This window comes from Vibrio sp. JZG120, assembly GCF_053890955.1.
Genome location: NZ_JBSRRK010000003.1, coordinates 26,126 through 48,236 on the forward strand (window position 1 = coordinate 26,126; position 22,111 = coordinate 48,236).

The window sequence follows — 22,111 nt, forward strand, 5'->3', positions numbered from 1 at the left end:
TTATTGTAGAAACCATCGCTTTACAAATTACTGTTGTTCCGCTCTAAGAGGTTAGAAGTTGTATTCTAACTTCGCTTCAATAGAGCTCTCAGCGCCAAACCAACAGTTATTTTTGTCGTAACAAGAATAGTATTCTTTATCGAATAGATTGCTTGCAGAAAGCGTGACGCTAGCCCCTTTCATTGATTCAGATACCGTTGAGAAATCGTAACTTGCTGCCAAATCAAACACGGTGTAGTCAGGCACTTTTTCGCTGTTTTGAGCATCAATTTGTGCTTCTCCGACATAGCGAACGCCAGCACTGGTACGAAGGCCTGAAAGATTTCCTTCAAAGAAGTAATTGGCCCAAAGAGAGGCAGTTTGCTCAGGCACCCAAACCGGCGTTTTACCTTCTTGGTTGTAATAACTGTCTTCGGTAATCTCCATATCGGTATACGTGTAGCCTAGAGTGAAATCAGCTTGTGCTGTGGCTTGCCACTTTGCCTCTAGTTCAACACCCTGTGATACCACTTCGCCCGCTTGATAGTTCGGTGCATAAGGATTATTCGGATCGGTCAAGATCGCGTTTTTCTTCGTAATATGGAAGAACGCTAAATTACCTGAGATATCACCAGATAATGGTGCGTATTTAAAACCGAGTTCCCACTGATGCCCGGTTGATGGTTCAAACGCTTTGCCTGTGGCATCTGCACCCGCAATCGGCTCAAAACTCTCGGAGTAAGTAAGGTATGGGGATAGGCCGAAGTCGAGTTCATACAAACCGCCGACTCGGAAAGATACGTTGGTGTCGTCTAACTCTTCCTTGCTGTTGGATATTGCTCCTAGGTAATCGCTCACGGCGTCTGTATTTGAATCGTATTTATCCCAACGAAGACCCGCAATCATTACAAGTTGGTCGTAACGAACTTGATCTTGCAAATAAACGCCAATTTGCTTCGTTTTGATATCTAAGTTTTGTTTGTATTGAAAATTCAGTGCATTACGATCAATGCTGTTGTGGTCAGGATTAAAGATGTCCTGAGTTAGCGAATACCCAAGCGTATCTTTGTATTTTACATCCGAATCTAGATACTGATAATCAAGCCCGAACAATAAGTTATGTTCAAAATTTCCTGTTTTAACGTAGCCAGATAGTTGGTTGTCAATCACAAAGGATTTGGACTTTTCATCGGTTAAATAGGCATTTCGACCAACGGTACGGTTATCCGCCTCAAGTGCGCCGTTATATGTGTTTTCCTGATAGGCATCGGCGGTCATGTAGCGGGCATTCTGTAGAAATTGCCAATTGTTGTTAAAGTCGTGTTGGACTTTGTAACCCATCATCAGAACTTCGCGTTCGTAAGTGTTCCAGTCCTCATCCCCCAAATAAGTGCTTGGTGACATCGAGCCAAGTGGGTTGTCAATCACTGAGCCAGACGCTGGCACGGTCGTGTAGATACCTGCTGATGGATCATTTTGATAGTAAACATTCACGTTGACTAAGGTGCTTTCTGTCGCTTGCCAATTGAAAGATGGAGCGAGGACATAACGTTCGTCTTCAGAAGTATCGGCTTGACCATCTCGCTGTTTTGCGAGGCCGATAATACGGTAATCAACATTAGAGTCACCAATTTGTCCTGTGGTGTCGAACGTCAGTTCTTTTAGGCTGTTAGTCCCAGTACTAATCGAGACAGAGTGCGAAGGTGTTGACTGAGGCGCCTTGGCGATAATATTGACCATACCTCCTGGTGGAATATTGCCGTAAAGAACAGACGTTGGCCCTTTAAAAACCTCGATTTGTTCAAGGGCAACGGAATCGACCTGAGGTTGAAGGTTCCAGCCGTTGTACAGCAAAGGAAGACCATCATAAAAGTTGGTGTAGTTAATAAAACCACGAATATTGAATAGGTCAAGTCGGGAAACGGCACCGCCACGCAGCTCTGTATTCACGCCAGGCGCGTAACGCAATGCTTCGCTCACCGAGTTTACGCCGCGTAGGTCCATGTCATCTTTAGTGATTACCGTGATCGCTTGCGGCGTTTCTTCCGGTTCTAAAACGGTTTTAGTTGCGGTGTTTCGGTATGTTTCGCCAAGTACTGTGATAGTTTCGTGCTGAGAAGTGCTCTCAGTGGCACTGGCGTGACCAGCAATAAGCGCGGATACCACGACTGCAACCGCAGAACGATGAAATCGATTCGGACTTTCCATATTTATTAATTCCACTACTTTTATTTGTTGATAATGATTGTTGTTTGCATTCTATAGCTAAAGAAATAGGAAAAGTTAACAATTTGGTGCAAAGCCAGAACCTAAGTGCTTAGGCTTTTATCTAATGGTCATGGCTTCGTTCGGTTTGACAGGTATCCAGTAATGCATTTGGGCATTCTCGCTCTCAACATCATAGTCTTCTGGATAAACTTCTAACTCGTAGCCATCAATACCGTGATAATTGGAATAGGGGAGCCAGTGCAAAATGAACCACTCAAGCGTCGCCGCTAGATTTGATGCTTTACCTATGTGCGTAATCACTGCGTAGGTTTGCTTAGGAACAACCAGAAGATCTGGTTCTTGCGTAGAGACTTTGGATATTGAAGTTTTTGACGCTGAGTTGTACTCATAACCTGCCCAATACTCGAGTTGCTGGTTGCTTGAATACGCTTTTGTTACGTCAATCACACCAAGATAGTTTCTTTCCAGATGAGTATGGTTTTCTGATGAATAGAGCTGTGACCACAGCGAGGGCACCTTGGATTGGAAGTTGGGCGTTGCGGAAAACAATCCATAAATAGGTTCATGATAACCAGCAAGCACAAAAGCAGGTTTTGTTTCTATTCGAACTTCGATAAAGCACTTATGTCTATTTTCGTCTTCTGGTGTATCGCGCAATGTTAAAGGTTGCCTCAAGCCCGTTAGTTGCTGAGCTTTACGATAATCCCGAGGACTCTTTGAAAACATATTTTTGAACGCTCGACTGAATGCATGTTCAGAAGCAAACCCCATTTCTATCGCAATATCTAACGAGCGATCTGATGTATGGATTAAGCGTTCAGCTGCAAGGCTTAGTTTAAGCTCTCTAATATAGTGAGCGACGGATACGCCAGTGTGTTGCTGGAAAACTCGTTGCAGTTGCCAACGTGACCAGCAGCTTGCTTTCGAGATTTCATCCACACTAAGTGCGATATCTAGATTGTTGTGAATGTAATCAAGCACAGTGTGTATTCGGTTTATCGGGTGCAGATTCTTTGTGCCTGGTTTCATGACATTCTACTTTCGCATTAATAGTATCCTCATTATCTTTAATTGAGTATCATTATCAATAGAGTGAGAGGATAAAATTCAGGCTACATAGATCACAATAAAATTGTAATGGATTGCAAGGGTGGGTAAGGATTGTCCATATTAGAGTTTTTGCTTAATTTTTGTCTTACGTTAGTGCAACTTTTTTTATCCATAAAATACAAATATTTATGATGTTTTGTGCAACTTATTTAAACGTTTGCACTGGCAAGTGTTGATGTAAATCAAATAGTCGTAGACAATACTGCACCGTGTCGGACTCTCCTCCAGCGAGTACAGTGTGTACTTTTGAGACATAAGTGACCTAAATGACCTTAATACGTCGTGTTTCCAACAGATTTGGGAGTGCTACTTCTTGAGGTTCTTTGGGCCTATAGACTTTACCTATCAACGTAATAGGTAAGACCAATTTTCTATTTTGAGGTGCCATTGATAGGGTTGGCTCATCCTTTAGCCGTATCCGGGCACACAATAAGTACCTCGTTTTTAAGGGAAAGATGATGGTAATACCAGAAAACAGCAGCATCGTTATTTTTGGTGCTTCAGGTGACCTTACATATCGTAAGCTCATTCCTGCTTTATACCACCTCTATGCGAACAAGCAGCTTCCAGAAAATTTTGCCATTCTGGGTGTAAGTCGCACTGAATACAGTGATGAGTCTTACCGCGCGAAGCTGAAAAAATCGCTTCAGGAAATGGAAAAGACTGAGCCAGAAACGCTTGATGCATTTATTAACCATCTGCACTACCAAGCTATCAATACTTCTGACACACAAGATTACAGTAAGCTATCTTCTCGTTTAGACCAACTTGCTGACGAATATCGTTTCGATCAGCGCAATACGCTTTTCTACTTAGCAACCCCACCAAGTTTATACAGTGTGATTCCTGCAAGTCTTGCAGCACACGGCCTAAACAAAGAAGAAGATGGTTGGAAACGCCTGATTATTGAGAAACCATTCGGTTATGACCTTGAATCAGCGCGTATTCTGGATAAAGAAATTCACGAGCACTTCCAAGAGCATCAAATCTACCGAATTGACCATTACTTAGGTAAAGAGACGGTACAAAACCTTCTTGTACTTCGTTTCTCAAACGCGATGTTTGAGCCGCTTTGGAACCGTAACTTCATTGATTATGTTGAAATCACGGGCGCAGAATTCCTCGGCGTAGAGGAGCGTGGTGGTTACTACGACAACTCGGGTGCCGTGCGCGATATGTTCCAAAACCACCTGCTACAAGTATTGGCGATGGTGGGTATGGAGCCACCTGCACAGATCAATGCAGATTCGATGCGTGATGAAGTCGTTAAAGTACTCCAGTGTCTAAAACCTTTGGACGAAAACGCTCTGCGTAACGATCTAGTATTAGGTCAATACACCGCTTCTGAAGTTCGTGGACAAAGTCTACGTGGCTACCGTGAAGAGCCGGGGGTTGCAGATGATTCTCGTACCGAAACTTACATCGGTTTGAAAGCATACATTAACAACTGGCGTTGGAATGGCGTGCCATTCTACGTGCGTACTGGTAAGCGTCTTCCAACACGCGTTACTGAAGTGGTTATCCACTTTAAACAAACACCGCACCCAGTGTTTGGTCAAAACGCACCAGAAAACAAGCTGATCATTCGCATTCAGCCAGACGAAGGCATTCAAATGAGCTTTGGCTTGAAAGAGCCAGGCGCAGGTTTTGAAGCGAAAGAAGTGAAAATGAACTTCCATTACGCTGACCTACAAGAAACGCAAATGCTAACTGCGTATGAGCGTCTTCTACTTGATGCTTTGAATGGTGATGCTACGCTATTTGCACGTAGTGATGCGGTGGAAGCGTGTTGGCAGTACGTACAGCCAATTTTAGATTTTAAACAAGATCCACAATCCCTCTTCGGGTACGCATGCGGCACATGGGGTCCTAAAGAGTCAGACGACCTGCTACAGCGTGATGGTCGCGCTTGGCGCTTCCCATGTAAAAACTTAACAGATACGGATTACTGTGAACTATGATCAACCATAAGATCTACCAAACAGCAGAGCAGGTAGTTGAAAGCCTAGCTAACGACATGAAAGCGTTCAGCGAAATGGGCCGACCTGTTCACATCTCTCTTTCTGGCGGCAGCACTCCTAAAATGCTGTTCAAACTGTTGGCTTCAGAGGCTTACGCAACCTCTATTCAGTGGCAAAATCTCCACTTCTGGTGGGGTGACGAACGTTGTGTCGCACCTGACGATGCGGAAAGCAACTACGGAGAAGCGAACGCGCTACTGTTTAGCCAAGTAAACATTCCAACAGAAAACATCCACCGTATACGCGGTGAAGATGACCCTAAAGTGGAAGCGGAACGCTTTGCGAAAGAGATGTCAGAGGTGATTCCGACTGAAAACGGAACCCCTGTGTTTGACTGGATCTTATTAGGTGTTGGTGCAGATGGTCACACCGCTTCTCTGTTCCCTGGCCAAACCAATTATGATGATGCGAATCTATCTCTTGTGGCGCCTCATCCTGAGTCAGGCCAGCTTCGTGTGTCAAAAACGGCACGCGTTTTAGAAGCAGCAAAACGCATCAGTTACTTAGTGCTGGGTGCAGGAAAAGCGGACATCGTTGAAGAGATCAACAGTTCACCTGCACACGCACTGCCATACCCAGCGGCTAAGATTCAAGCGAAATCTGGCCTGACGGAATGGTATTTAGATTTGGACGCAGCAGCAAAAATTGCTTAAACGCTGCTCGTCAATGAAACAAAATTGGAGAGAAACAATGAAAGGTGATATCGGTGTAATTGGCCTAGCGGTAATGGGTCAAAACCTTATCCTAAACATGAACGACCACGGTTTTAAAGTGGTAGCTCACAACCGTACTGCTGCCAAAGTAGACGAGTTTCTGGAAGGACCAGCGAAAGGCACGAACATCATCGGTGCATACTCTCTAGAAGAACTAGTAGAGAAGCTAGAAACGCCACGTAAAGTGATGCTAATGGTTCGCGCAGGTGACGTTGTCGATAAATTCATCGACGCTCTAGTCCCTCTACTAGACAAAGGCGACATCATCATCGACGGTGGTAACACGAACTACCCAGATACAAACCGTCGCGTTGCAGCACTACGCGAAAAAGGTATCCACTTCATCGGTACAGGTGTATCTGGTGGTGAAGAAGGTGCACGTTTTGGCCCATCTATCATGCCTGGCGGCGCTCCAGAAGCTTGGGAAGCGGTTAAGCCTATCTTCCAAGGTATTTCTGCGAAAACTGACGCTGGCGAGCCTTGTTGTGATTGGGTTGGTAACGATGGTGCAGGTCACTTCGTTAAGATGGTTCACAACGGCATCGAATACGGCGACATGCAGCTGATCACTGAAGCTTACCAGTTCATGAAAGACGGCCTTGGTATGTCTGCAGATGAAATGCAAGCGGTATTCGCTGAGTGGAACAACACTGAGCTAAATAGCTACCTAGTTGAAATCACGGCTGACATCCTTGGCTACAAAGACGAAGATGGTGAACCTCTAGTTGAAAAAATCCTAGACACTGCTGGCCAAAAAGGTACAGGTAAATGGACGGGTATCAACGCACTAGACCTAGGTATTCCACTAACGCTTATCTCTGAGTCAGTATTCTCTCGTTGCCTATCTGCACTAAAAGATCAACGTGTTGAAGCTGAGAAACTGTTCGGTAAGACAATCACGCCAGTAGAAGGTGACAAGCAAGAGTGGGTTGACGCACTACGTCAAGCGCTTCTAGCGTCTAAGATCATCTCTTACGCTCAAGGCTTTATGCTAATGCGCGAAGCATCAAACGAGAATGGCTGGGATCTAAACTACGGTAACGTTGCTCTTATGTGGCGTGGTGGTTGTATCATCCGTTCTGCGTTCCTAGGCAACATCCGTGATGCATACGAAGCAAACCCAGAACTAGCATTCCTAGGCTCTGATGATTACTTCAAAGGTATCCTACAAAGCAGCCTAGTAGCATGGCGTAAAGTTGCAGCTAAGTCTCTGGAAGCAGGCATCCCAATGCCATGTACGACTTCTGCACTAACGTTCCTAGACGGTTACACAACAGCTCGTCTACCTGCGAACCTACTGCAAGCTCAACGTGACTACTTCGGTGCTCACACTTACGAGCGTATCGACCGTGAGCGTGGTGAATTCTTCCACACTAACTGGACTGGTACAGGCGGCGACACAGCGTCTACAACTTACGACGTGTAATCCGCAGTCAGTAAACGGATAAAAGCAAAAGGGTGCCCAATTGGCATCCTTTTTTGTGTCCGTAAGATATTGAGATATTGGTAGATTTTAAAGTTACATCAAACCTTGACTCGTTACGCACTTCTCAGAAATGGGAAAGCATGCTTTTGCTAGCAGTTTAATATTTCTTTTCGAAGATGAAGCCAAGCCGCTCTCTTGCATCTCCTCAACTACAAGGTCAAGGTAATAGAAATGACACAACAGAAGCCCCCATTTTACACAGCTTTCGTGTTGCTTATTTTCATATTACTGATCATTTACTCCATTTATCGCCTTTATCATCATTTCGCTTTCGAATCTCTACCGCTTCAGCTCAGTAGTGGCTTTCAAGTGGTCTACATTGATGCGTCATATGTTTTAAGTATCGCAAGCTTACTCTTGTGTCCTACATTATTGGTTTATATTTTATTTGATCGAACGACACAGTTAGTCAAAGTGCCGATTAAAGTGATAACCATAACAGTTGTCTTGTCCCTTATCGTTGCTATTCCAGTTCAAATTTTGGAATTTGGGCGATTGAAGTATATTGCAGAAAATAATGGTTACTCAGCGTGCCCACCTTTCACAATCGCGTCCAGTGGGATGTCGATTGAAGCTATGGTGAAAGATGAGAGGCTTTGCTTGGATGCTGAGATTAATCGCATTGCGGTGTATGGCTATTTTCACGAACTCGAACGGATTGATAACTATATCAAGTCACAGGAAAATTACATTCAATAGAAAAGAGCGCCTAGGCGCTCTTTTCTGTGGTCGTTTTCTTGTTTTGATAAAACCTGTCTTTGAGGTAGAGAATTGCGCTGACCACAAGAGCCACTACAGAAACAGTAAATAGGGCATACATGCTAAGAATCCATGCGAATGTAGCTGTCAAAAACGCAATGAAGGAAAACATTCTGCTGAAAGACATCACATGGCCAAGTTTGTTACTTTTCATAAACGCCTCCCAAAGCTGAGTGGGGATAGACAAGTGTGGTCATATACCACGCTTTGATTGTCTGTTCTTTTTTGGCGTTTCACACAAAAAAGCGGCTAAAGATTTCTCAAAAAAGGTGAAATATTGAACTGGTAGACAAATCCATAAACGGATTTACAAATATATGAATGCATTTGTCTATCACTTCAAAGTTTTTGCTGTGCGGATTAAGGCCTTTTAACGCTATTATTGCAGCCTTCGAGTTTACTAGGCGTAATTTCAAGTCAATAATTCCGGGAAGCTCATCCTCATGATCAGTCACGATGAAAATCACTTTTCTTTGCTTAACAATACTTTATTGAATATATGTGATTGCATCAGATTTGAGAATGAAACTAAGGTTGCAAGAAAGGCGAAAAAGAGTGCTAGGTAAGCCTTTGAACTACGCCTATAATTAGCGCCCACATGGAGGATGTTTAATAAATGAACATCCTCTATTTTTTGAAACCAGCAACAAGGATCCAGTAAAACGTGTTTTTCTGGTGTTGTTTACGTTGACCAAGAAGGTGATTAACACAACAAATTGAGGTTCTAAGATGACTCTTAACAAGTACTTTGTTTTCATTCCGGCAGAATTGGATCAGGAAATACACAAGGACAACCAAGTGATCTCTGAGAAGGAAACTCAACGTCAGGCATTAGTAAAACAGGCTCAACAACAAGGCGGCCTGTAAGCTAGGTTTCAAATAAAAAGAGCACCGCAAAGGTGCTCTTTTTGTATCTGAGATTATGGATTAACCCAATATGCCGAGGTTTTTCAGCTTTCTATAAATCGTATTTCGACTGACGCCAAGCATACGAGATGTTTTGCTGATGTTCCCCTGATTGGCTTGATATGTTTTGAGCAGTTTGTCTTCGACGGTTGCACGCAGTTTTAATGTCGGCTCTGTAGCGGTTGTTACGTCTTGAGCTTGGCTGAGCTTCTTACTCAGGTGAGTCGGTACGTGAGCGAGCTCTAACGTTTCTTCACCTTGCGCCATTAACGCGGATACTTTGATTAAACTATCGAGTTCACGCAAGTTTCCTGGCCAAGAGTAAGAAAGCAGCAGAGAAAGTAGGTGAGGGCAAAGTTGTTGTTCAGATTCAGCATGACGTCGGTGGATATTTGCGATCAGTTGTTGCTTATCATCTCGCTCTTCGAAGCGAGGCAATTCGATGATCAAACCATTGAGGCGATAGTATAAGTCTTGACGGAACAATCCTTCGCTAACCAAGTTCTCGAGATCTTTATGTGTGGCCGCAATGATTTGCGTATCGACTTGAACATTTTGGTTTGAACCCACAGGAAGCACGGTTTTATCTTGCAATACATGCAGTAAACGGCTTTGAGCTTCCAAGGGTAAATCTGCGATTTCATCCAGAAACAAAATCCCTTTGTGTGCTTGGCGAATTTTTCCCTGATAGCCTTTGCTGTTTGCGCCAGTAAATGCACCAGCCACGTAGCCAAACAATTCGGACTCAACCAAATCTTTTGGTAGTGCGCCGCAGTTAACGGAAACCAACGGCCCCGTTTTTCTCTGGCTGTTTTTATGTAGCGCTTTCACAAACTCATTTTTACCAACCCCAGTTTCTCCGAGAATCAGTAAGCTGATGTCTTTATCGATAACGCGATTGGCTTGTTGCCAGCAATGTTCGACAGTAGAATCGCTGTAATGCAGATCATTGGAAGCGGTAACGGAACGAGACTTCACTTTTTTGTCGGTCAACGGCTTTGTTTTGAACACGAAAGGATGGTCGGCACTTTGGATAGAAAGAATGTCGTCGAGCGATTGCCCGATGACGTTTTGTTGCGCGAGGAGCTGAGAAGCAACTTGGTTGTGCGCGAGAATCTGTCCATCTTCATTAGCGATGATAATGCCTTGCCATCCACTGTTTAGTAAGCCTTTTTCACACGCCAAATCCACACGAATATGCCCTTGTGGAATCAAGTTAAGCAATTGATTTTCAACTTGCTGAACCATGTTTTGTACCAGAACTTGCGTTGAGAAATCATGTTTCTTTTGTTCGCTGGTGATATCTAGCACGCCAATCAAATGACCAAGATGATCGAAAATAGGATTGGCCGAGCAGCTAATAAAACGATGATGTTGGATGAAGTGTTGATCGCCGATGACTGAGACCGGTTTTGCTTCAACTATCGCAGTCCCAATCGCGTTGGTGCCTTTGACCTTTTCTTGCCAGCACGCACCAGAGCTTAGCGCAATTTCGGTCAACTTCTCGCGGAACTTAGGTTGTCCCCAACTGCCGATGATGACGCCGTCGGCATCCGTCAGAATTAAGCGGCTGTCACTATGAGCAAAAAGCTGATTGAACAGCGGGAGAGCAAACTGGGTGACGGTTTCCAATAAGAAGTTGAGTTGGTGACGCCTATCTTGAAGTGTCGCTGGTGTCACTCGAATATCTTCAGGGCGTCGACGCTGTTTTAAACCCGCCTGTTCACTTCGGATCCATGAAGTTGAAAGCCAATTGTTATCGCTAATGTGTTGAAGTTCCATGACTGTACCATTTTGTCACAGTGAGGGTGTGCCATTTTGGAACACTTGAACATTGGTGTTCACACCATACATCCGCTCAAACATCGCTCACTTGGTTTGTTATCGCTTGGTAATCATAGTTTTACATTTAATTAACAACAAGTGTGGTGTAGTTGGCGTGTGACTTGCGTAATGCTCTTTGTGAACAGTGCGATACGACACTGCAATAACACATTGAACGAGAAACAAAAGGAAGAGTTATGATCTATGCACAGCCAGGTAGTGAAAATGCCATCGTTAATTTCAAATCGCATTACGATAACTTTATCGGTGGAGAATGGGTAAAACCAACGGGCGGTGAGTACTTTGACAATATCTCACCAATCAACGGGCAAGCGTATTGTAAAGTTGCCCGTTCTGGCGAGGCAGATATCAACTTAGCCTTGGATGCAGCACACAACATCAAAGCAAAGTGGGCGAAAACCAGCGTGACCGAACGCTCGAACATTTTGCTGAAAATTGCAGACCGTATTGAACAGCATTTAGAAGAACTTGCGGTTGCAGAAACATGGGAAAACGGCAAACCAGTTCGTGAAACCTTGGCTGCGGATTTACCTTTGGTGGTGGATCATTTCCGTTACTTTGCTGGCTGTATTCGCGCGCAAGAAGGCAGTGCGGCGGAGCTGGATGAGCACACGGCAAGCTATCACTTCCCAGAGCCGATTGGCGTAGTTGGTCAAATCATCCCTTGGAACTTCCCTATGTTGATGGCGGCTTGGAAACTGGCACCGGCACTTGCGGCAGGTTGTTGCGTGGTATTGAAGCCAGCAGAACAAACTCCAACGTCGATTCTGGTTCTTATGGAAAAGATCGGTGATCTACTGCCTCCGGGCGTCATCAACGTTGTTAATGGTTTTGGTTCAGAAGCGGGCCAAGCGCTTGCAACCAGCAACCGCATTGCGAAGTTAGCGTTTACCGGTTCAACACAGGTTGGTAATCACATTCTAAAATGTGCAGCAGACAACTTGATCCCATCGACAGTGGAGCTAGGTGGTAAATCTCCAAACATCTACTTCTCAGATATTTTCGATTACGAAGATGAGTACCTCGACAAGTGTATCGAAGGTACGCTACTTGGTTTCTTCAACCAAGGCGAAGTTTGTACCTGTCCATCTCGCGTATTAGTTCATGAAGCGATTTACGATAAGTTTGTAGAGAAATTGACGGAACGTGCGCAGTTAATCAAGCAAGGTAACCCGCTCGATACCGATACTCAAGTTGGTGCTCAGGCTTCTCAAGAACAGTTTGATAAGATTTTAAGTTACCTCGAAATCGGCCGTGAAGAAGGCGCAAAAGTGGTCTTTGGTGGTGGCGTATCTGAACAGCCAGAGTCAATCAATCAGGGTTACTACATTCAGCCAACGATGTTGGAAGGCCACAATAAGATGCGTATTTTCCAAGAAGAAATCTTTGGCCCCGTCATTGCCATCACTAAGTTTAAAGATGAAGCGGAAGCTCTGGAAATCGCGAACGACACCGAATATGGCTTAGGCGCAGGCGTTTGGACTCGTGATGCGAACGTCGCATATCGTATGGGCCGTAATATCGAAGCTGGTCGAATTTGGATTAACTGCTACCACGCTTACCCTGCACACGCTGCGTTCGGTGGCTATAAAAAGTCAGGTATTGGACGTGAAACACATAAGATGATGCTGGATCACTACCAAAATACGAAAAACCTATTGATTAGCTACAGTGTTGATCCACTAGGCTTCTTCTAAATTGAAGTAGTTAACAAAGAAAAAGCAGTACTAACCAAAACCCCGAGCCTTCGGGGTTTTTTATTGCATGGGCTTGCGGGTGGGAGGGTGTATATACGTGAAATTTATATTTTGAACCCATTTATATTGCGTGATCAGGAACGTTGAATTACGGTCACTTTTCGTTCAAGTAGTTTTTCGACCGCGGTGTTTTGCTTTTCAAGACTAAACTGCTGATCAAAATCCAAGACGCGATTACAAGACTCAAGACTCGCAAACTGGTTTAAACATTCGCTAAGTTCTCTTTTAGAGCTCATTCGAGCCAAACTGCTTTCTGATGAAGAGAGTAGGGTCACTTTGCGGCCATGAAACGTTCCTTGTGGCAGAGCATCACTTTGCTGTGCTTGCTTTACTTCATGAACCGGTAAGTTAGTGTATTTAGATTGGATGTCGTTGGACATAGAGACACCTAAACTCTTAAGTCTAAAGTTTGTGGCATCGGAGCTACCTCAGCAGTGGCGACATGAGCAGACAATAACGACTCCCACGACTCACTTTGCGTCAACAATTCCGCCAAAGCAGTTTCAAAATACTCATAATCCAGTCGCTTAATGTTAATGAGTCGGTTTAAACAGAGTACATGTCGATGATTATCTAAACTAAAGAATAATTGATGCTCAGGCCAGTGATAATTAAAGGCTAGGAAAGAACGATAGAGATCGGAATTAACGATTTGAAGACCAACAATCTCAGCTTCGAGCTGGAGGGTTGTCGATTCAGGATGAAAGATGATATGCACTATTAGATTATCATCAAACGCTAAGCTTACTTCATTTTCCGTTAGATGCAGTGCAGGCAAGCCTATTTGATGAGCAAACTTTAGCAAAATCTCATCGATAGTTTGGCGTGCTGACATAGGAATAGTCCCTTTTGAAATTTTATCAAGGAAAATATTAGATGTATCTCTTCATGTTTATCAATATTGGTCGGTTGTTATTATATTTTGGTTTTTAATTTCGGTGAGCTAAATAGAACAGCGATAACAAATGTGCTCTGATGCATATTGTGGTGCTTCTTAGATATTTAAATATCTTTGTTCTCTAATATACCCGCCTAATTGAAAGTGTATTAAGGTGCAGTCACGATGAGTTAAATTAAATCTAATGTTAAATATGTGTTGTTGAAGAATGCGATTTATTGTCCACTTGTAGTATAAATATAAGTTGATCTTTTATATTTTTACATAAAGAATTGTGTGAAATTAAAATGAACTAAGTCTATAAAATAAGTTTATGGTGTCATAATGAACAATTCTATGTGGGCTGGTTTTGTCGGACTATTCCTACTAAGTGGGTGTAGTCAATCTGTGCCGATTGTAAGGGAAGGTAGCTTTGACACAAAGAGTCAGGCGACACTCTATGGTTGGGTTTCTGTCGATGGATACTTTCCACCTTCGATTACGTCTCTTGATGTGGAAATATGTAAAGTGATTGAAAATCAGTGTCTTAGATCTGCATTGCAGCACTACCAAGGCGTTCAATTACCCGTACAGTATTCATTTTTAATTGCACCGATTCAAGCTGGTGACGGAAACATGAAGATAATTGGAAAGCTATACTCGAATGGGGAACTTGTAGCGGAAAAAGAAAAGAACTATTTATTTTCAGTGGAGGGAAAACAGGAAAACTTGATACTCGTGCCAAAAAAATAACCAGATGAAAAGTAATCGGTTACATTTAATTAGACCTTACTAAATTATTAAAAATAAAGATTTGCTCTTTCCTGTTGTGAAAGTTTTGTTGTTTTTTACAAACATTAATCACATGGTTTAAGTCATCGGGTCAGTTGTTTTTTAGACTTATACTTGTTGCAAAAATAGCATTCTTTATGATTATATCTCGCTCCTTGAACACGTTGGCTTGGCGTTTTAGGCTATAAAACATACAATTTTAAGATTTTGGAAATTTCAGTTTGTTCGATAAACGATACCATAATCTATTTAATTTTATTCTAATGTATAACAAAAATCCTAAACTTTAATAACGAAATGATATTTAAGTTTTGGCTAATAATAAACGCTATCTGATAAAAATAATAAAGACGGACAGCAGAGTTTACTAAGATAAACTTTTACCTTTAGGTAAGGGTAATGCTTAGGATATTCGCTAATTATTCGGGGGGTATGGTAAGTGATATGAACTTCTATGCTCTTTTCTTTGCTTCTTTAATTGATATAGCAGTACTTAGAAATAACAACAATCAAAGTATTGCTTTGAAAGTTTCTCAACACTCGTACTGAGAAACTCAAAATAATGAAGGGTAGAAAATGGATGTGTCAGGCCAACTAAACACAGAAAAGGTCGGCTCGAGCTCGCGAAAAATTCGTAGTTTTTCCCGCTATGAAAAATCTGACGAAGTATTTCACTCAGACCAATCTCACATTGTTGTCGTTCACAATGGTCAGCTTCGAGTTCAAACAGGTGATTGCACAATCGATGTCGCGGCAGAAAACGGGGTGTTTCTATCCCAAGGGGATTACTTATTCGAGTATTTGCCCTTAGACGGGGCATACAAAGCGTCGATTATAACCTACGACAATGAACTCGTTAGCCAGCTATTACAGAAGCACAGTGATCTTTTGATGATGCTGCCCAAGGTAGATAAAGTTTGTTCTGGCTTGTTTACTTTTGGTTTGAACATACTCGTAGAGCAAGTGCTTTCCAGCATGCAGACGCTTGAGCAACAGGCGTATCCAGATGCGATCATGTGCCTAAAATATGAAGAGTTACTCATTCTTTTGCTGCACGGCAAAGGGGGAGAATCACTCTATGCGTTGCTGTCACAACAAACTAACCGAACATCGGAACGGTTACGTCGATTTATGGAACAACACTACCTCAAAGAGTGGAAGTTGACTGACTATGCGCAAGAGTTTGGTGCTAGCTTAACGACTTTTAAAGAGCTATTTAATGAGCACTATGGCATTTCTCCAAGAGCTTGGATCAGTGAGCGCCGATTGTTGCACGCTCATAAACTCCTGTTGACGAGCAAGATGAGCATCGTGGATGTGGCGATGGAGGCTGGGTTTTCTAGTCAGTCTTACTTTACGCAGAGTTACCGCCGTCGTTTTGGAACGACGCCAAGCCGTGTACGTTCGGGAGACGATCAAGTAGCTATCGCGAAATGAAATGACTTGGGACTAAAATTTTCTGACTAATTTTGAAAGTCACTCATCAGCGTAAATTCTATTATGCGTCATGTAACAACGAACGATTAAAAATTATTACACCTCTTTCTTTCTGGATCGTTCGAGAGGGGTGCGGAGACGAACATAAATGAAAAAGCAGCATTGGCGACGCCGTTCGCTTTTTCCAGACAGCATTGTGACACAACGGAAAGTGACTGTTTTGCAGAGAGGAGCTCGATATGAAAGTGCTTCTAGATCAACGCAGGATTTCAATGTTGTGCACGTCAATCACCGACAATTGTTGAGTGAAGGCGTCATTAATTATGAACAGTTATCTTTACTTCAGCGCTTGTTGGATAGAAGCGTCGTCGACAGCCTGTGCGCAAGCCAGTTGGTGAAAACGTATCAAAAGCTCGGTGCGTCGCTTGACCGATTCGCCATGCGTTTATTTTTGGAAATTGGGTCGCAGCTCAGTGATAGCCGCACACTCGTGACCTTTGAACAAAGACTGGAATACATCAACGCGCGTCTTGGTTTTCGCTTCAATTTAGCGGTACCAAAAACGTTGATGCTTTGTTTTCATTTATCGCTAAACGAGTGGATTAACCGTCAAGTTGATCAAAGCGCTTTGCATGCCTCCATTAAAGTGGAACAGCTTATCAATCAGCTCGATATTCAAAAGGAATATTGGTCGAAACTATTGGGAGAGGACACCAGTGCGGTGTTTGTGCAACAGCAGCTCGATTTAATTGAGCGCCAACAACACCAGTTGAAAGATCAACTCGGGACGTTGAGCGAACAACAGATGCAAGTGATTGAATGTCATCGTTCGTTAATTGAGAAGTGGCAACCGTCCCTAGACGAGCTTAAAGGGTTCGCAGAGTACACTTCTACGACTGCTCAGTTTATCTCTGAGTGGAAAAAGTGGTGTTCGGAAGTTCGACTTGAAGCTCCTGAGCTGAACGAAGTCTGGGATGCATGTGATGTGGTTTACAACGACCAAAATGCGGTTGCGAAAGTATGGCAGTGGTTCAAGAGCATGCAAATTGTTGGCGACATCGATCACTACTATTTTGACACTCAAAGCGGCCAGTGCGGCCAGGCTTGCAATCACCTCAGCCAGATTTAAATAGGGCGTTAAATGTTAGATAAGATGATGAAATCTTTAGCGGAAACGCTAAAGGTAGGGGATTTTATTGCCTCAGAAAATGGTTCTTACAACATCGAGGTTGATCAGTTGTCACTGACCATCAAACAACACGCATCATGGTTTTTATGGGAAGCGGCTTTACCCTTCCAGTTTAAAGAGCATCTAGATTATCAACAAGAACAAGCGCTACAACGTTGCATGCAGCTCTCATTAAAAACAATCCGTGAAGATGGCTGCGTACTAACAGCGAATGATGATCAGCAGCTGATTTTACAAAGCAAAGTGAGGATCGAGGACTGTTCGATTGAGCTGTTCTCTTCTTTGCTTTCCAAGCACGTTAATCTATGTGAGCGTTATATGGCATTATTGGAGCAAGAGCGCGTGAACCACACGATTAATCATAATGTGTGGTTGCCATGATGCGAAAAGTCTTTCCGAACATCAGACGTGCTGCCACTAAGATACTGTTGTGTGCTGTGAGCTTTGCTCCGTTGGGATTCGCACAAGCAACAGACTTACACTGGCCCGAACAACCATTCCGATACTATGCAGATAACGACTCATTAAAAGAGTTGTTGAATAACTTTGGCGCAAACTATCGCGTTTCGGTTTCGGTGAGTGACAAAGTTAATGATCGAGTGAGTGGACGTTTTACTCCTGATGATCCGGCTGAGTTCCTCGATTACTTATCGCAAGTCTATAACTTGATGTGGTATTTCGATGGTGCCGTCTTACATGTCTATAAGGCGACAGAAACGCGCTCACGTTTACTCCAATTAGAATTATTGACCGCCAGAGAGCTACGAAGCACGTTAATTTCCACTGGAGTGTGGGATTCGCGCTATGGGTGGAGAGCCGCTGAAAGTAAAGGGTTGGTTTATCTTGCAGGTCCTCCACGTTATGTCGACTTAGTTGTACAAACGGCCGAAGCATTAGAAACGCGCCTGCTGCAGAAATCGAATTCAACCGACGAGTTATTCGTTGAAATAATTCCTTTGAAGTACGCTTCTGCAACGGACAGAGAAATTGCATATCGAGATCAGACAATTACGGTTCCTGGTATCGCATCGGTTTTAAAGCGAGTCGTGTCTGGTGTTCAAACTCAAGTGACGAGTGCATCGAACAAAGAAGTTACCAGTTCAGATAAGCCTGTAAAAAGCAATAAAACCGCCTCAGTTCATGGCGGAGCAACGGTTGAAGCAGAGCCGGGCCTTAATGCGATTATTGTTCGTGATACTCAAGCGCGATTACCGCTCTATCGCAAACTGGTCGCTCAATTGGACCAACCGCAATCAAGAATTGAAGTTGCGTTATCGATTGTCGACATCAGTGCCAACGATTTAAGTCAGTTAGGCGTGGATTGGCGAGCGGGAGTGTCTGTCGGAAATAATCGAATTGTTGATATCAAAACAACAGGGGATGTGAGTTCGGGTGATGTGACTCTCGGCAGCGGACAAAATTTTAAGTCTTTGCTTGATTCAACCAATCTGAATTACCTGTTGGCTCAAATCCGATTATTGGAATCTCAAGGCAGTGCTCAAGTGGTTTCAAGACCAACACTGTTAACCCAAGAAAATGTCGAAGCGGTACTGAACAACAGCAGCACGTTTTACGTCAAGCTGGTTGGTAAAGAGACCGCAGCACTGGAAGAGGTCACGTATGGCACGTTACTGAGAATTGTCCCGCGTATCGTTGGTGACAGGTTTGCAGCCCGACCAGAAATTAACCTGAGCCTTCATCTCGAAGACGGGGCAAAGATTACCGATGGTGGTGTCGACGACCTTCCTTCCGTTCGAAAAACTGAAATCAGTACCTTGGCGACGGTGAAGCAAGGACAGAGCTTGCTCATCGGTGGTGTTTATCGAGATGAAGTGAGTCATCAGTTACGTAAAGTACCACTGTTGGGAGACATCCCATATTTAGGTGCGTTGTTTAGAAGTAATACCAACACTAAACGCCGCACGGTGCGCATGTTTATTCTAGAACCGCGAATCGTTGTGGATGGTATTGGCGATAGTGTGTTGATTGGTAATGAGTACGATCTGCGACCAAGCATTGGCAAGCTCAACAACATTTCCAACAACAGTGCTGAATTTAAATCGGTCGTCGAAGTGTATAGCTGCACATCAAAGACTCAAGCGGAGCGCTATCAGCAAGACTTATTGTCACAGCAACAGTCGTCTCAATTGACGCAGTGCCAATTGCCGACAGGGCAAAAGGGTTGGCGTGTAAAAGTATTGGAATGCGATGACTCACAAAGTGAGTGTGTGCGTCCATCAGAGGAGCCTTAACCGCGATGCAGCAATGGAAAATTCGTATTTTATCAGGCGTGCATTCCGGAGTTGAAGTCACCTTACCTGAGGGCGCTCTTGTGCTTGGCAGTGACGACTTTATCGCAGATCTCGTGCTGTCTGATGCTGGGGTCGAAGCTAACCATTTCACGTTGGTTTGCCAGCAAGACTCGGTCATTTTACGAGGCTGCAAAGAGGCAAATATTAACGGTGAAAACATCTCTGTTGAAGATGATGGGATCGAGTTGTCACGCCATGCCGTTGTCTCTGTAGGCGTTGTGAAGTTCGCACTGGGGTACGCAGAAGATGCGTTAATCGTGAGTAACGTCAGCGACGAATCTAGCGAACAGGATACACCTGTTGTTGCTGTACAACGCTCTAGCTGGAAAAAAACAACGCTCATCGCCTTGCTTTGTAGTTTTGTCCCGAGTGTCATTTTTGCTGGTATGTGGTACAGCCAAGCTAACGGAAACAATAATGAGACTGTCACAGAAGCAGAACCCATTGTTTTGGTGCGCAACATCTTAGGCGAGCTCAAACTTAGCGACGTTCGTGTGGAATGGAATGCCGCCGCACGCCAAGCGGTTTTGGAAGGCTATGTTGAAGATCGAACTCAGAAACTCGATCTGCTTGGTCGAATTGATGTACTAGGTATCAATTACAAAAGTGACTTAAGAACGATGGAAGAAATCCGTCGCGGGGTTCGATTTATTTTGCGAAACCTCGGCTATCACCAGGTGAAAGTCGAAAATGGGGATGAGACGGGCACACTGTTACTGACGGGTTATATCGATGATGCCAGCCGCTGGAACCAAGTTGAGCAAATTTTAGAGCGAGACGTACCGGGCCTCGTAGCGTGGAAGGTTGAACTGCAAAGAGCGGGTGCCTACATGGATACGCTAAAAGCCTTATTGACGGATGCGGAGCTACTGAAAAAAGTCCAGTTGGTTACCAGCGGTGATCGCATCGAAGTACGCGGGGAACTTGATGATATCGAAACGACTCGATTTTACGGTGTGACTCGAGACTTCCGAGAACAATATGGTGAAAAACCATATTTAGTTTTGAAATCCATACCTAAGGTGAGTAAAGGCACCAACATCGATTTCCCGTTTCGTAGCGTTAACTTTGGTCAGGTTCCATATGTGATTCTGACTGATAACGTTCGTTACATGGTTGGTGCAAGAACGCCTCAAGGCTACCGCATATCCAGTGTTACGCCAGCTGGCATTGAGTTGGTCAAAGGCGGGCGGGTGATAACAATAGAACTCGGATACGAGGGCGAGACGAACAATGACAAATCTTGAACAAATTTTAAATAACGACAAAAACGGTGCGGAAGTGCACAAGATTAAGAGCAAGCTCTTAGAAGCACAAGCGGTGGTGAAACGTCAGTTGGATTTAGGGTGCTCACCACAGCAGTACCAATTGCTACTCAAACAGTATGAAGCTTACACCGCCGCACATGCGGTCGTTGAATCATACGAAGCGAACTAAAAATACGAGGAAGTCTTATGTCATTTTACGATGCTAGTAACAGTGTAAACCTTGATGATGTTAAAACTAAGTTAGAAAAACAAGCGAAAGATGCCAACACAGAAGTGACGACTGCCATCAAGAACCTAGAAACAAACGCCGATGATCCATCTAAGCTGGCTGAACTTCAGCACGCGATCAACAAATGGTCTGTTGTTTACAACATCAATGCGACCACCACTCGTGCGATTAAAGATGTGATGCAGTCGATTCTCCAGAAGGTATAAAGCATGGAACGAGAAATGCGCCAATTGCTGGCTGAAATTGCGCTGATGGCAACCGGTATGCATCGTCATCAAGAAGCTAATACGATAGCGGACGGCCTTGAAGCAAGCTCTGGTTCTGAAGAGACCGTGGTGATGATTCGTGCAATGAGCCTTATGAATAAAGGCTTGTACGAAGAGGCTCATCAATTGCTAGAACCACTTTGCAACGCCTATCCTGATCTGATCAGTTTAGCGGCCCTTGCTTCCGCCAAAGCTGGTTTATTGAGCAAAGCGGAAAGTTGGGTAGAACTCGCATCACAGGGAAGCGAAGAAAGCCAAGCATTTGCAGCAAGCTTTTCTCAGGACATTAGGAACCTTGGATGATCGTTGATTCAAGCAATCTAACTCTTCAGCCTCAACCTCTGCGCCAATCGGAGTCGCGCCATTATGAGCGGAGCGATGAAGATAAGATGAGTGTGCTCATGGAGCGTAATGCTAAGCAAGCGGAAGCCTCACACGCCTCTCCAAAAGAGACGTTAGAGAAAACAGAAGCGAAACTGGCGGACATCAAAGCGTGGTATGAATCACTAAAAGACGCAGACGTTGTCAGTAAACAAAGCGTCTTATCGTCGTTGAATGAAGCGTTCTCCGATCCTCAAGTTAAACGAGAGGCAATGTGGTACGCCTTTTATGAGGCGAAGAGCGCAATGGGCACCGAATACCCGCAAGCCGATTTATTAAAGGTGTTGAAGCAGGAGTTGCTAGGGGATTTTTCGGGCCAGCTTATTGCCGAGCCACCTGTCGATAAAGCAGCACTTAAAGAAATGTTGGCGCAGCATTTTCCACTGGGTGCCCAGAAAGAACAAGCCTTGTGGCACAGCTGGGCTGAGTTGAAGTCGTTACCTGATATGGCATCAACACTGGACATGGTTCGTGATGAGCTTAGCTTCATGATTCAAAAAAATGCGATGGTGAAAAACATCGTGACTCATAGTCACAAGTTAGATTTGTCTTAGG

Annotated in this window: 22 protein-coding genes; 16 read left to right on the plus strand and 6 right to left on the minus strand. The window is 43.9% G+C overall.

From position 1 onward, the window contains the following. Positions 1–51 precede the first annotated feature (51 nt). Positions 52–2,187, minus strand: a complete 2,136-nt coding sequence (locus ACWPOD_RS08060; protein WP_456231758.1) for a TonB-dependent siderophore receptor — start codon at positions 2,185–2,187, stop codon at positions 52–54. 117 nt (positions 2,188–2,304) lie between these two features. Beyond that, entirely contained in the window at positions 2,305–3,237 is a 933-nt protein-coding gene (locus ACWPOD_RS08065; RefSeq protein WP_456231759.1) for a helix-turn-helix domain-containing protein, read from the minus strand. Positions 3,238–3,776: 539 nt separating this feature from the next. Between ACWPOD_RS08065 and zwf the strand changes: the two genes are divergently transcribed. From zwf to ACWPOD_RS08085, 4 genes are all read left to right on the plus strand, one after another. Then, complete coding sequence (gene zwf / locus ACWPOD_RS08070; protein WP_005397367.1) at positions 3,777–5,279, plus strand: glucose-6-phosphate dehydrogenase; 1,503 nt, start codon at positions 3,777–3,779, stop codon at positions 5,277–5,279. Beyond that, positions 5,276–5,992 (plus strand): 6-phosphogluconolactonase, encoded by a 717-nt coding sequence (pgl, locus tag ACWPOD_RS08075; protein ID WP_152814862.1) that lies wholly within the window; start codon positions 5,276–5,278, stop codon positions 5,990–5,992. The genes zwf and pgl overlap by 4 nt, the downstream gene beginning before the upstream one ends. Positions 5,993–6,029: 37 nt before the next feature. Further along, a complete protein-coding gene (gnd, locus tag ACWPOD_RS08080; protein ID WP_134646517.1) occupies positions 6,030–7,478 on the plus strand; it encodes a decarboxylating NADP(+)-dependent phosphogluconate dehydrogenase in 1,449 nt (482 codons plus the stop codon). A 231-nt stretch (positions 7,479–7,709) separates the two neighbouring features. After that, on the plus strand, positions 7,710–8,237 hold the full coding sequence (locus ACWPOD_RS08085) for a hypothetical protein (RefSeq protein WP_041852947.1): 528 nt from the start codon (positions 7,710–7,712) through the stop codon (positions 8,235–8,237). Between the two features lie 10 nt (positions 8,238–8,247). Here the strand turns inward: ACWPOD_RS08085 and ACWPOD_RS08090 are convergent, their stop codons facing one another. Further along, positions 8,248–8,451, minus strand: a complete 204-nt coding sequence (locus ACWPOD_RS08090) for a hypothetical protein (RefSeq protein ID WP_005464314.1) — start codon at positions 8,449–8,451, stop codon at positions 8,248–8,250. A 575-nt stretch (positions 8,452–9,026) separates the two neighbouring features. Here ACWPOD_RS08090 and ACWPOD_RS08095 point away from each other — a divergent pair. Continuing rightward, a complete protein-coding gene (locus tag ACWPOD_RS08095; RefSeq protein ID WP_005464410.1) occupies positions 9,027–9,164 on the plus strand; it encodes a hypothetical protein in 138 nt (45 codons plus the stop codon). Positions 9,165–9,224: 60 nt separating this feature from the next. Here the strand turns inward: ACWPOD_RS08095 and ACWPOD_RS08100 are convergent, their stop codons facing one another. Beyond that, on the minus strand, positions 9,225–10,985 hold the full coding sequence (locus ACWPOD_RS08100) for a sigma-54-dependent Fis family transcriptional regulator (protein ID WP_456231760.1): 1,761 nt from the start codon (positions 10,983–10,985) through the stop codon (positions 9,225–9,227). A 239-nt stretch (positions 10,986–11,224) separates the two neighbouring features. On the opposite strand from ACWPOD_RS08100, the gene exaC reads away from it, so the two are divergent. Beyond that, positions 11,225–12,745 carry an acetaldehyde dehydrogenase ExaC gene (gene exaC / locus ACWPOD_RS08105; protein WP_065646409.1) on the plus strand — a complete coding sequence of 507 codons (1,521 nt, stop codon included), beginning with the start codon at positions 11,225–11,227 and terminating at the stop codon, positions 12,743–12,745. Between the two features lie 134 nt (positions 12,746–12,879). Here exaC and exsE2 read toward each other — a convergent pair whose 3' ends face one another. Together exsE2 and exsC are read right to left on the minus strand one after the other, a co-directional pair. Further along, positions 12,880–13,185 carry a T3SS regulon translocated regulator ExsE2 gene (gene exsE2, locus ACWPOD_RS08110; RefSeq protein ID WP_005397379.1) on the minus strand — a complete coding sequence of 102 codons (306 nt, stop codon included), beginning with the start codon at positions 13,183–13,185 and terminating at the stop codon, positions 12,880–12,882. Between the two features lie 8 nt (positions 13,186–13,193). Next, a complete protein-coding gene (gene exsC, locus ACWPOD_RS08115) occupies positions 13,194–13,640 on the minus strand; it encodes a type III secretion system regulatory chaperone ExsC (RefSeq protein ID WP_167426523.1) in 447 nt (148 codons plus the stop codon). 387 nt (positions 13,641–14,027) lie between these two features. On the opposite strand from exsC, the gene ACWPOD_RS08120 reads away from it, so the two are divergent. From ACWPOD_RS08120 to ACWPOD_RS08165, 10 genes are all read left to right on the plus strand, one after another. Beyond that, positions 14,028–14,435, plus strand: coding sequence for a YscW family type III secretion system pilotin (locus tag ACWPOD_RS08120; RefSeq protein ID WP_134646525.1), 408 nt, complete (start codon positions 14,028–14,030; stop codon positions 14,433–14,435). A gap of 615 nt (positions 14,436–15,050) precedes the next feature. After that, entirely contained in the window at positions 15,051–15,911 is an 861-nt protein-coding gene (locus ACWPOD_RS08125) for a helix-turn-helix transcriptional regulator (RefSeq protein ID WP_456231761.1), read from the plus strand. A gap of 148 nt (positions 15,912–16,059) precedes the next feature. Then, positions 16,060–17,040 (plus strand): T3SS regulon anti-activator ExsD domain-containing protein, encoded by a 981-nt coding sequence (locus tag ACWPOD_RS08130; protein WP_152814876.1) that lies wholly within the window; start codon positions 16,060–16,062, stop codon positions 17,038–17,040. A 12-nt stretch (positions 17,041–17,052) separates the two neighbouring features. Further along, on the plus strand, positions 17,053–17,481 hold the full coding sequence (locus ACWPOD_RS08135) for a YscB family type III secretion system chaperone (RefSeq protein WP_074191269.1): 429 nt from the start codon (positions 17,053–17,055) through the stop codon (positions 17,479–17,481). Then, positions 17,478–19,352, plus strand: coding sequence for a type III secretion system outer membrane ring subunit SctC (gene sctC, locus ACWPOD_RS08140; RefSeq protein ID WP_047009833.1), 1,875 nt, complete (start codon positions 17,478–17,480; stop codon positions 19,350–19,352). Before ACWPOD_RS08135 ends, sctC begins: the two co-directional genes overlap by 4 nt. Positions 19,353–19,357: 5 nt before the next feature. Then, on the plus strand, positions 19,358–20,659 hold the full coding sequence (gene sctD, locus ACWPOD_RS08145) for a type III secretion system inner membrane ring subunit SctD (protein WP_012841765.1): 1,302 nt from the start codon (positions 19,358–19,360) through the stop codon (positions 20,657–20,659). After that, positions 20,646–20,849 carry an EscE/YscE/SsaE family type III secretion system needle protein co-chaperone gene (locus tag ACWPOD_RS08150; protein WP_012841766.1) on the plus strand — a complete coding sequence of 68 codons (204 nt, stop codon included), beginning with the start codon at positions 20,646–20,648 and terminating at the stop codon, positions 20,847–20,849. The genes sctD and ACWPOD_RS08150 overlap by 14 nt, the downstream gene beginning before the upstream one ends. A gap of 17 nt (positions 20,850–20,866) precedes the next feature. Continuing rightward, positions 20,867–21,115, plus strand: coding sequence for a type III secretion system needle filament subunit SctF (gene sctF / locus ACWPOD_RS08155; RefSeq protein WP_047009831.1), 249 nt, complete (start codon positions 20,867–20,869; stop codon positions 21,113–21,115). A gap of 3 nt (positions 21,116–21,118) precedes the next feature. Then, complete coding sequence (locus tag ACWPOD_RS08160; RefSeq protein WP_047009830.1) at positions 21,119–21,478, plus strand: YscG family type III secretion system chaperone; 360 nt, start codon at positions 21,119–21,121, stop codon at positions 21,476–21,478. Further along, complete coding sequence (locus ACWPOD_RS08165) at positions 21,475–22,110, plus strand: YopR family T3SS polymerization control protein (RefSeq protein WP_456231762.1); 636 nt, start codon at positions 21,475–21,477, stop codon at positions 22,108–22,110. Before ACWPOD_RS08160 ends, ACWPOD_RS08165 begins: the two co-directional genes overlap by 4 nt. Position 22,111 lies beyond the last annotated feature (1 nt).

Coding starts and splice junctions, on each gene's coding strand:
- ACWPOD_RS08060 (WP_456231758.1), bottom strand. CDS start 2,187: ATGGAAAGTCCGAATCGATTTCATCGTTCTGCGGTTGCAGTCGTGGTA.
- ACWPOD_RS08065 (WP_456231759.1), bottom strand. CDS start 3,237: ATGAAACCAGGCACAAAGAATCTGCACCCGATAAACCGAATACACACT.
- zwf (WP_005397367.1), top strand. CDS start 3,777: ATGGTAATACCAGAAAACAGCAGCATCGTTATTTTTGGTGCTTCAGGT.
- pgl (WP_152814862.1), top strand. CDS start 5,276: ATGATCAACCATAAGATCTACCAAACAGCAGAGCAGGTAGTTGAAAGC.
- gnd (WP_134646517.1), top strand. CDS start 6,030: ATGAAAGGTGATATCGGTGTAATTGGCCTAGCGGTAATGGGTCAAAAC.
- ACWPOD_RS08085 (WP_041852947.1), top strand. CDS start 7,710: ATGACACAACAGAAGCCCCCATTTTACACAGCTTTCGTGTTGCTTATT.
- ACWPOD_RS08090 (WP_005464314.1), bottom strand. CDS start 8,451: ATGAAAAGTAACAAACTTGGCCATGTGATGTCTTTCAGCAGAATGTTT.
- ACWPOD_RS08095 (WP_005464410.1), top strand. CDS start 9,027: ATGACTCTTAACAAGTACTTTGTTTTCATTCCGGCAGAATTGGATCAG.
- ACWPOD_RS08100 (WP_456231760.1), bottom strand. CDS start 10,985: ATGGAACTTCAACACATTAGCGATAACAATTGGCTTTCAACTTCATGG.
- exaC (WP_065646409.1), top strand. CDS start 11,225: ATGATCTATGCACAGCCAGGTAGTGAAAATGCCATCGTTAATTTCAAA.
- exsE2 (WP_005397379.1), bottom strand. CDS start 13,185: ATGTCCAACGACATCCAATCTAAATACACTAACTTACCGGTTCATGAA.
- exsC (WP_167426523.1), bottom strand. CDS start 13,640: ATGTCAGCACGCCAAACTATCGATGAGATTTTGCTAAAGTTTGCTCAT.
- ACWPOD_RS08120 (WP_134646525.1), top strand. CDS start 14,028: ATGAACAATTCTATGTGGGCTGGTTTTGTCGGACTATTCCTACTAAGT.
- ACWPOD_RS08125 (WP_456231761.1), top strand. CDS start 15,051: ATGGATGTGTCAGGCCAACTAAACACAGAAAAGGTCGGCTCGAGCTCG.
- ACWPOD_RS08130 (WP_152814876.1), top strand. CDS start 16,060: ATGAAAAAGCAGCATTGGCGACGCCGTTCGCTTTTTCCAGACAGCATT.
- ACWPOD_RS08135 (WP_074191269.1), top strand. CDS start 17,053: ATGTTAGATAAGATGATGAAATCTTTAGCGGAAACGCTAAAGGTAGGG.
- sctC (WP_047009833.1), top strand. CDS start 17,478: ATGATGCGAAAAGTCTTTCCGAACATCAGACGTGCTGCCACTAAGATA.
- sctD (WP_012841765.1), top strand. CDS start 19,358: ATGCAGCAATGGAAAATTCGTATTTTATCAGGCGTGCATTCCGGAGTT.
- ACWPOD_RS08150 (WP_012841766.1), top strand. CDS start 20,646: ATGACAAATCTTGAACAAATTTTAAATAACGACAAAAACGGTGCGGAA.
- sctF (WP_047009831.1), top strand. CDS start 20,867: ATGTCATTTTACGATGCTAGTAACAGTGTAAACCTTGATGATGTTAAA.
- ACWPOD_RS08160 (WP_047009830.1), top strand. CDS start 21,119: ATGGAACGAGAAATGCGCCAATTGCTGGCTGAAATTGCGCTGATGGCA.
- ACWPOD_RS08165 (WP_456231762.1), top strand. CDS start 21,475: ATGATCGTTGATTCAAGCAATCTAACTCTTCAGCCTCAACCTCTGCGC.